The organism is Lactococcus cremoris subsp. cremoris NBRC 100676, from assembly GCF_001591705.1.
In the GTDB taxonomy this organism is placed as follows: domain Bacteria; phylum Bacillota; class Bacilli; order Lactobacillales; family Streptococcaceae; genus Lactococcus; species Lactococcus cremoris.
In genome coordinates this window covers 1-8,095 of sequence record NZ_BCVK01000081.1, presented here as the reverse complement: position 1 = coordinate 8,095, position 8,095 = coordinate 1, and the positions used below count along the sequence as shown (strand labels likewise).

Annotated in this window: 7 protein-coding genes and 1 pseudogene; 5 read left to right on the top strand and 3 right to left on the bottom strand. The window is 36.4% G+C overall.

Annotated elements, in window-relative coordinates:
• Window positions 1-210 precede the first annotated feature (210 nt).
• Complete coding sequence (locus tag LLA01S_RS11335; protein WP_011676818.1) at window positions 211-393, top strand: hypothetical protein; 183 nt, start codon at window positions 211-213, stop codon at window positions 391-393.
• Between the two features lie 379 nt (window positions 394-772).
• Here LLA01S_RS11335 and recQ read toward each other — a convergent pair whose 3' ends face one another.
• Window positions 773-2,554 carry a DNA helicase RecQ gene (gene recQ / locus LLA01S_RS11325; protein WP_011676817.1) on the bottom strand — a complete coding sequence of 594 codons (1,782 nt, stop codon included), beginning with the start codon at window positions 2,552-2,554 and terminating at the stop codon, window positions 773-775.
• Between the two features lie 219 nt (window positions 2,555-2,773).
• On the opposite strand from recQ, the pseudogene adhP reads away from it, so the two are divergent.
• Window positions 2,774-3,797: pseudogene (gene adhP, locus LLA01S_RS11320) on the top strand (alcohol dehydrogenase AdhP).
• Between the two features lie 20 nt (window positions 3,798-3,817).
• Window positions 3,818-4,078 carry a hypothetical protein gene (locus tag LLA01S_RS11315; protein WP_011676814.1) on the top strand — a complete coding sequence of 87 codons (261 nt, stop codon included), beginning with the start codon at window positions 3,818-3,820 and terminating at the stop codon, window positions 4,076-4,078.
• Window positions 4,079-4,159: 81 nt separating this feature from the next.
• On the opposite strand, the gene LLA01S_RS11310 is transcribed toward LLA01S_RS11315, so the two are convergent.
• Window positions 4,160-5,611 carry a UDP-N-acetylmuramoyl-L-alanyl-D-glutamate--2,6-diaminopimelate ligase gene (locus LLA01S_RS11310; protein WP_011676813.1) on the bottom strand — a complete coding sequence of 484 codons (1,452 nt, stop codon included), beginning with the start codon at window positions 5,609-5,611 and terminating at the stop codon, window positions 4,160-4,162.
• A 210-nt stretch (window positions 5,612-5,821) separates the two neighbouring features.
• Between LLA01S_RS11310 and LLA01S_RS11305 the strand changes: the two genes are divergently transcribed.
• Both LLA01S_RS11305 and LLA01S_RS13435 read left to right on the top strand, forming a co-directional pair.
• On the top strand, window positions 5,822-7,495 hold the full coding sequence (locus LLA01S_RS11305) for a putative polysaccharide biosynthesis protein (RefSeq protein ID WP_061778329.1): 1,674 nt from the start codon (window positions 5,822-5,824) through the stop codon (window positions 7,493-7,495).
• A 69-nt stretch (window positions 7,496-7,564) separates the two neighbouring features.
• On the top strand, window positions 7,565-7,738 hold the full coding sequence (locus LLA01S_RS13435; protein WP_228764407.1) for an MGMT family protein: 174 nt from the start codon (window positions 7,565-7,567) through the stop codon (window positions 7,736-7,738).
• A 215-nt stretch (window positions 7,739-7,953) separates the two neighbouring features.
• On the opposite strand, the gene LLA01S_RS11295 is transcribed toward LLA01S_RS13435, so the two are convergent.
• On the bottom strand, window positions 7,954-8,095 hold a 142-nt coding region (locus LLA01S_RS11295), incomplete at its 5' end, for an IS3 family transposase (protein WP_145995534.1).

Genomic DNA, 8,095 nt, shown 5'->3' with positions numbered 1-8,095 from the left:
TTAAAATAAATAGATTAAAATTCTACGTTTGTTACTCTAAAAAATTGACTTAACGTCAATGAGCAAGTACCCGTTTTTAATAGAGTTCAAACCACAACAATTGAAAATAATGAAGATGATATTATCACTCAACAAGAAGAGAGCACCATTTTTAGTTTTGATGGTAAGAAGATTTATAATACTTGGCTCGGAGATGATAGCCCGAAGATAATGTTTGAGAAAAGTGATAAGGTTGATTTTAAAATAAATGTAAAGGTTATCGAAAATAAAGAATCTGCTGATTTTGCAGCGGGTATTGTTATTAAAGCAAAGGGTGATATTTATTATTTTGCATTAGATTCTGAAAGAAGAATAAATTTAGATAGGAGGGGAAAAGAGGGGGTCAATCAATGAAGTGATGATTCAGACAGATGAGGTAGAACTTATAATTCGTTTTTATAAATCAAATTGTGAATTTCTGTACAGTTGTAAAGAGAGGGTTGAAAGTTTATGTGTGTTAAATTTAAATGTGGATGAAATTGAGTATGGCGTGGGATGTAAAACTTATTTTTACCCACGACCTGTCATAGTCGAAATAAGAAAATTATAATTTATATGGGAAAATATAAAAAATAATAAATAGTTAATTGGTAAATATTATTGATAGTATAATAAATTATTTTATTTATAGTGGGTTTCAATCGCGGTTTATATAGTAAAATTTTAAAAATTCTGGTTCCCAAACTAAAAAGCGAAACAGAAGTTTCGCTTTATCTATTTTTGAATAATGTTTTTACTTAGCTTTTTCGTATTCTGATATTTTACTGATAAATGCCGTCCCATATTTTTCTAATTTGACGGGACCTACACCAGAAATTTGTAAAAATTGGCTTGGGCTATCTGGAAGAACTTGTGCCATTTCTTTAAGGGCACTATCAGAAAAAATCATAAACGGAGGAACGCCTTCTTCTTTTGCAAGTTCAAGTCGAAGCGAACGAATACTTGCAAAACACTCTTCATCAAAATGATGAACAACAGTCGCCTTAGATTCAATAATCAAGCTTGCTCTTCGAGAGACTTTCACTTGGCCCTTGAGTACTTTTAGACCTTGGGCTGAAAGGAGAAGGAGGGGAAATTTTCCAGTTGTAACATTGAGATAACCCTCCGCAGATAAAAAGTCGATTAATTCTCCGACTGTCTTTTGGGAGTAATTTTTCATAATTCCAAAAGTGGAGAGGCCTTCAAAATTCCATTTGGCAATATTTTTATTTTTAGAACCAATCAACACTTGTGCTACAGCTGTCTTACCAAATCGCTCACCCATTCTTACCACGCAAGAAAGAACCTTTTGGGCATCAACGGTGATATCAAGAAGTTCTCTTTCATCAAGACAATTACTACATTTCTTACAGTCTTCTCCTTCATCACCAAAATATTGGAGAATATAGCGTTGGAGGCAAGTTTCAGCACTTGTGTAAGCTTGCATTTGACGGAGCTTTTCATATTCAAGTTCTTTATGTCCCTCATCCCCTTCACCTTGTTCAATCAAAAAATTACGAATTCGCAAATCATTTGGAGAAAAGAGTAAAATTGCATCTGATTCTAAGCCGTCACGTCCTGCACGACCAGCTTCTTGATAATAACTTTCAATTGTTGCGGGAATGGCATAGTGAATCACAAATCGAACATTTGGTTTGTTAATTCCCATCCCAAAAGCATTGGTTGCAACCATTATTGGCACTTCGTCAAATAGAAAAAGCTCTTGGTTCATTTGACGTTCTCGCTCGCTCAGCCCAGCATGATAACGAACGGCTTTAAAATGATTATGGTTGAGCCACTCACAAATTTCTTCAACTTCTTTACGGGTGCTGGCGTAGATAATTCCAGCAGACTCACTCTCCTGATTTTTAAGATAATTTTTAAGAAAAGTTCTTTTATCCATCCCTTTAACCACTTCAAAACGGAGGTTTTCTCGAAGAAATCCAGTTTTGATGGTGTGGCTGGGGGATATAGAGAGCAAGGATTGGATATCGTCGGCAACCTTTGGAGTCGCAGTAGCAGTGAGAGCTAAGACGGTGGGCCGTGTAGGTAAATCTTTGAGATGAGCTGCAAAATCGACATAACTAGGTCTGAAATCATGCCCCCATTGCGAAATACAGTGGGCTTCATCGATGGCAACTAAGTCAATTGGAAGTTTTTGTAAGAAATTATTGAAATAATCTAATGAAAAACGTTCGGGCGCAACAAAAAGAAGCTTAATTTCACCATTTTCTACTTGTCGCATTCTTTGATAAGATTCACCTTCTTCAAGAGTAGAGTTGATAAAAGTTGCTGGGATTCCAGCGATATTAAGTTGGTCAACCTGATCTTTCATTAGACTGATAAGTGGTGAGATTACCAGTGTGAGCCCAGATTGGATAACGGCTGGTAGTTGATAACAAATTGATTTTCCAGCTCCAGTAGGCAAAATGCCAAGAGTAGCTTGTCCTGCTAAGACTTGTTCAATAATTTGTTTTTGACCATTTCGGAAATAATCATAACCGAATATTTCTTTTAGTTTTATTTCTAAATTCATTCTTTCTATATTATACGTAAAAGAGAGGGAAAAATCACAGATGAATCTTAAAAAATTTAAAGAAAAACTGGTATAAAAATTACTTAAATAGAAATAAGATATTTTATTGGTCAAAAATATTTTTTTGCTACTTTAATGATACAAAATGAGGTGAAAAGTGTTAGAATAAATTAAAAAGAATGTGTTTACAAAAATATAATATATAGAGGAGACTTTCTTATGAAAGCAGCAGTAGTACGGCAAAATCCGGATGGCTATGCGGATGTTGTTGAAAAAGAACTTCGGATGATTAAGCCCAATGAATCTTTACTCGACATGGAATATTGTGGAGTCTGTCATACAGACTTGCATGTAGCAGCAGGCGATTATGGCAACAAAGCTGGAACGGTCCTTGGTCATGAAGGAATCGGTATTGTCAAAGAAATTGGTAGTGAAGTCACTTCCTTAAAAGTTGGAGATCGCGTGTCAGTCGCTTGGTTTTTCGAAGGATGTGGGCATTGCGAATACTGTGTTTCTGGTAATGAAACTTTTTGTCGAGAGGTCAAAAATGCTGGTTATTCAGTTGACGGTGGAATGGCCGAACAAGCGATTGTAACAGCTGATTATGCGGTAAAAGTTCCAGAGGGACTTGATCCTATTGAAGCAAGTTCAATCACTTGTGCTGGAGTTACGACTTACAAAGCAATCAAGGTTTCTGGAGTTAAGCCAAGGAGATTGGCAAGTCATCTTTGGTGCCGGTGGACTAGGTAATCTAGCTATTCAATACGCTAAAAATGTTTTTGGGGCAAAAGTAATTGCAGTTGATATTAATCAAGATAAATTGGACCTAGCTAAAAAAATTGGTGCAGATGTGATTATCAATTCTGGTGAAGTCAATCCAATTGATGAAATAAAAAAAATCACTGGTGGTTTAGGAGCACAAAGTGCTGTTGTTTGCGCCGTTGCAAGAATAGCATTTGAACAAGCAGTCGCTTCTTTGAAACCAATGGGTAAAATGTTTGCGGTGGCACTGCCTAATACCGAAATGACTTTGTCTGTTCTGACAGTTGTTTTTGATGGTGTGGAAGTTGCTGGCTCACTTGTTGGAACAAGACTTGATTTAGCAGAAGCATTTCAATTTGGTGCTGAAGGTAAAGTCAAACCAATTGTTGCGACACGCAAGCTTGAATAAATCAATGAGATTATTGATGAAATGAAAGCAGGAAAAATTGAAGGCCGGATGGTCATTGATTTTACTAAATAAAATAAAAAGAGGCGATACAGATGAATTCAAAGGATTTAGTCAACTATTCAAGTGATGAATTTAACAATCTTTCGCAATTTCAACAAGAAGAAATTACAAACAATTTTAAGGAAGCGATTTTGTACAAGATGAAGGAAAAGAAATTGCACATTGATGAGGTAAGTGAGAAGGTTGGATACTCATCTCGTAAGCTTTCTGCACTCCTTTATTCGGATACAGTGAGCTATGAAACTCATGCAGAATTGCAGAGAATCCTTGCCGTTGTTAATTCTTTTGCTTAGTTAAAGGATAAAAGAGAAAAACGACTCAATTTCGAGTCGTTTTTCTCTAGTTAATTTACTGATAGAACTTCTGTCAGTAAATTAGAGATATTTTTGAGCAGCAGGACTATCTCCGATATAAGGTTCACGTTTCCCGTCCTTCAATTGGAACATATCCGCGCCTTTTCCAGCGATAATGACAGCATCATCAGAATTTTGAGTTTTACTGATAGCTTTTTTAATTGCAAATTCACGGTCCAATTCAAAGTCCAGCTCACGACTAACAAATGAAGCAATCTCGTCAGCAATTGTTTTGGGATTTTCTCGGTTTGAATCGTCCGTTGTTAAGATTACATTTAGACGGGGATGATTTTCAATGACTTGTCCGAAATCTTTACGGCGACTTTCTCCTTTATTTCCAGTTGAACCAAGAACTAAGAAAAGCTGACCAGCATGATGGTCTTCAACAACTTCAACGAGATTTTCTAACGATAAACCATTATGGGCATAGTCAATGTAAATGTGTGCCCCATTTTTGGCGGTGAGTAATTCCATTCTTCCTGGAACGATAGCTGAAGCCAAACCTTGACGAATATTTTCAAAAGAAGCACCAAGTGCTTTGGTTGCTAATGCTGTAGCCAAGGCGTTTTCTTGGTTGAATCGTCCTAACAAGCGAATATCAAATTCTCCACTGACAGAGCCGTCAGTAACAAAATGAAGTCCTTTTGATTCTATAATTTTATTTTCAGAATCTGCACCATAGAAAGCATGAGGAATTTTCCGTTCATTGAGTTCTTCTTTAATGATTGCAAAGTGGTTCATTTCGGCATTGGCAACAAAATAACGTGAATTTTTAAGAAGTTGACGTTTGCAGTAAAAATAATCTTCAAGAGTTGGGTGCTCAACTGGACCGATGTGGTCAGGAGAAATATTTAAGAAAACACCAACATCAAAAGTTAAACCATAAACTCGTTCAGTCTTGTAAGCTTGGCTTGAAACTTCCATTACTAAATGTGTCATTCCATTTTCCAGAGCTTTTGCCATCATTTCCAATAAATCAAGACTTTCAGGTGTTGTCAGTTCTGATTTGAAATAATTTTGTCCATCAAGAGTCGTTTGGGCAGTTGATAAAAGGGCAGTTTTACCTCCATTCATTTTATCAAGAATGGATTTAGCAAAGTAAGCAGAAGTTGTTTTTCCTTTGGTCCCAGTTAAGGCAAGGGTTTTTAATTTATTTTGAGGGAATTTATAAAAGTTAGCGGCAATTAGAGCCATTGCTCTTTTAACATCGGTTACGATAATTGCTGGAAGAGCTACTTCATAATCAAATTCTGAAACATAAAAAGCAGCTTCTAAATCTGTCAGATACTCCTTTTTAAAATTTAAACCCTTGGCAAAAAAAAGGGTGTCTTTAGTTGATTTTCGTGAATCATAAGAGAGCTGGTCAAAGTTTACTTCTTTTGGCCAATTGAAATAATATTCGCCAGCAGAAGAAATCTCACGAAAGTTATTATCTTTTTTTAGTATTTCTACAACTTGTTCGAGTTTAATCATGTGAGGAATGCCTATTTATCGCGAAGCGTGCGATACCTTTCTAAAAGCAAGGAACTAAGGGAAAAATCCCATTACCCTATATTATAGCATAAGCAAAGACCTGACGCATGTCCCATTTATTTACTTGATAGTAATAGATGACATCGTGAATTAATGATCTAAAATTATTCTTTTATTGTCAAAATACAGAACTTAGGGTAAAATGGAACAATGGAAGATTCAGAAAAAATAATGAATACGGGTCAGCAGTCACCAAAAACGGCTGCAAAATCAAAAGATCAGATGCTCTCGGGTGCTGCTTGGCGGACTGGTGCAGATATGATTGGGAAAATTTTAGGTGTCATCTATATTATTCCTTGGTATGCTTGGATGGGACGTTTTGGTAATGAAGCTAACTCCCTCTTTAGCATGGGATATAACATCTATGCCCTTTTCCTTTTGATTTCAACAGTGGGAATTCCAGCGGCAATCGCGCGTGAAGTGGCGCGTTACAATACCTTGGATGACCCCAATATAGCCTATCGTCTGGTACGCCAAATGCTCGGAGTCATGTTAGTTCTAGGGATTATTGCTTCAGGACTAATGTTCTTTCTCGCCGGTCCACTATCGACACTCGTTGGAGGGAAAGATAGCGCAGACTTGATTCCAGTCATGAAAAGTCTTGCCTTAGCGGTCTTGATTTTTCCTTCGATGTCCGTTATTCGGGGATATTTCCAAGGGTTAAATCAAGTGAAAGCTTACGCTATGAGTCAGCTTTTAGAGCAAATTGTTCGGGTCATTTGGATGTTGGCGGCGACTTTTGCTATCATGAAATTAGGTTCACATAACTGGCAAAATGCTGTGACGCAATCCACTTTAGCTGCTTTTATCGGGATGTTAGGTTCCTATGCTGTCTTATTTTATTACTTACAAAAATCGGGAAATCTTAATAAATTAATCAATCCAGGTCCTGTAAAGTCTAAAATAAATGCTTTAGAAATTTTAAGATCAACCCTACATACCGCTATTCCGTTTATTGTCATTGGCTCAGCTATTCAAATTTTCAAAATTATTGATAACTCAACTTTCATGAATATGATGCCTTGGGTAACAAATTATAGTCATAATGAGTTACTTGTTTTGATGAGTTATTTCTCGGCCAATACAGATAAATTGACCATGGTTTTATTGGGCGTGGCTTTGACGCTAGGTTCTGTATCAGACCCATTGATTACAGAACATTATGTTCAGGGAAATCGGCGTGAGCTTGCAACATTGGTCGGTTATAATTTCCAATTATATGTTGGCTTTATGCTTCCGGCCGTGATTGGAATGTCACTGTTGACCAAACCAATTTATACAATTTTTTACCAAATTCCTTCTGGTTTGCAAAGTAGCTTGTTTGTCTTTGCTATCTTACAAACTTTCTTATTGGGACTTTATATGATTGTCTATCCTCCGCTGACGGTAATGGATCATAAACGTTTGGCAATGCGAATCTTCACATTGACTCTTGTTATCAAATTAGTTTTACAAGTTCCGATGATTCTTATTTTCCATACTTATGGACCTTTACTTGCGACAACGATTTCCTTCTTAATTGGCGTTTTCTTGTTCATCAGAAAATTACACGAATTAACTCATTTTTCAATTAAGAATACAATTCGTGGAATTCAGGGGGCAGCTTTACTGACAGGATTTATGGCGATTGTGGTAATTATTGTTGAAGTTATTTTAGGATTTATCTTCGGTAAGAGCCCAGGGCGTATTGCGTCAGTATTTATTGCGGCGATAGCCGGTGGTGCAGGTTTTTATACTTATCTCTGGTTTGCTGCCAAACTAGGACTTTTAGAGAAGTGGTTTGGTCCAAGAGGATTATCTCTCCGTCGAAAACTACATATTTAACAAAAAATAAGTCTGTCAGTAAAATATTTGCTGACAGACTTATTAGTAAATGCTAAAAAAGGATAAAAAATGGCTGAAATTACCGAAAATACAAAAAAGATTTTAGAAGTCATTCTCAATCTAAAAGAAGGAGAAGTGATGAGCTACCGAGATGTGGCACACTTGGCTGGCCTTTCAAATGGGGCTCGACAGGTTTCGAGAGTTTTGCACTCCATGTCCAAAAAATATGGACTTCCTTGGTGACGTGTAGTCCGTTCAGACCGAACAATTGGACTTCCAGAACCTGCTAAAAGTGAACAAATGGAACTTTTGAAAAAAGAAGGAGTTTCATTTACAGCTCAAGGAAAAATAGTTATCGAAGATGAACTGCTTTGATAAATAAAAAAAGTACTTCTAGATGATGTGAACCCCAAAAGCTAGACTTTTTAGACAAGAATAATTTCTTGTCTTTTTTTTTGTTATTTTGAATAAGTTAAACGATATTGGATTGGACTCATCCAGTTCAATTTTTTCTTAATTCGTTTCGTGTTGTAATAGTGAATCCATTTAGTAATTGCTTGTTCAAGTTCTTCAAATGAATTGAAAACATGACCATAGTAG

What these genes read in the sequence shown, in the direction of transcription:
- LLA01S_RS11335 (WP_011676818.1), top strand. Translation starts at nt 211, where the DNA reads ATGTTTGAGAAAAGTGATAAGGTTGATTTTAAAATAAATGTAAAGGTT.
- recQ (WP_011676817.1), bottom strand. Translation starts at nt 2,554, where the DNA reads ATGAATTTAGAAATAAAACTAAAAGAAATATTCGGTTATGATTATTTC.
- LLA01S_RS11315 (WP_011676814.1), top strand. Translation starts at nt 3,818, where the DNA reads ATGAATTCAAAGGATTTAGTCAACTATTCAAGTGATGAATTTAACAAT.
- LLA01S_RS11310 (WP_011676813.1), bottom strand. Translation starts at nt 5,611, where the DNA reads ATGATTAAACTCGAACAAGTTGTAGAAATACTAAAAAAAGATAATAAC.
- LLA01S_RS11305 (WP_061778329.1), top strand. Translation starts at nt 5,822, where the DNA reads ATGGAAGATTCAGAAAAAATAATGAATACGGGTCAGCAGTCACCAAAA.
- LLA01S_RS13435 (WP_228764407.1), top strand. Translation starts at nt 7,565, where the DNA reads ATGGCTGAAATTACCGAAAATACAAAAAAGATTTTAGAAGTCATTCTC.